The organism is Trinickia sp. Y13, from assembly GCF_029522115.1.
GTDB lineage: Bacteria > Pseudomonadota > Gammaproteobacteria > Burkholderiales > Burkholderiaceae > Trinickia.
This window is the reverse complement of record NZ_JAKWFK010000060.1, coordinates 1-513: the sequence shown is the minus strand read 5'-3', so window position 1 is coordinate 513 and position 513 is coordinate 1. Positions and strand designations below refer to the sequence as shown.

Below are 513 nucleotides of genomic sequence, written 5' to 3'. Positions count from 1 at the left end.
TGAAGACGCTGGACGATTACCGCAAGTTCAAGGCGGCCGTGAAGGTGCCCATCCTGGCTAATCTGACCGAATTCGGTGCGACGCCGTTGTTTACGACTGATGAATTGAAGAGCGCGAACGTCGATATTGCGCTTTATTGCTGCGGCGCCTATCGCGCGATGAACGCCGCGGCGCTGAACTTCTACGAGACGGTCCGCCGCGACGGCACGCAAAAGGCCGCGGTGCCCACGATGCAAACGCGCGCCGATCTTTACAAATACCTTGACTACCACCGCTACGAAGAGAAGCTCGACACCCTCTTCGCGTCTCAAAGGTGACGTCCCATGGCACGTAAAGATTCGACTGCGGGCGAAGCCGCTCAAGCCGCGGCGCCCGCTCCCTCCGGCTTCAAGCCGAAGAAATCCGTCGCCCTCTCGGGCGTGACCGCGGGCAACACGGCGCTGTGCACGGTCGGCCGCACGGGCAACGACTTGCACTATCGCGGCTACGACATTCTCGACGTCGCCACCACGT

The 513-nt window shown here is 61.4% G+C and carries 2 pseudogenes; both read left to right on the top strand.

The window, feature by feature from the left end:
• Positions 1-317: pseudogene (gene prpB / locus MMB74_RS27380) on the top strand (methylisocitrate lyase); the annotation flags it as partial.
• Between the two features lie 6 nt (positions 318-323).
• A pseudogene (locus MMB74_RS27375) lies at positions 324-513 on the top strand (2-methylcitrate synthase); the annotation flags it as partial.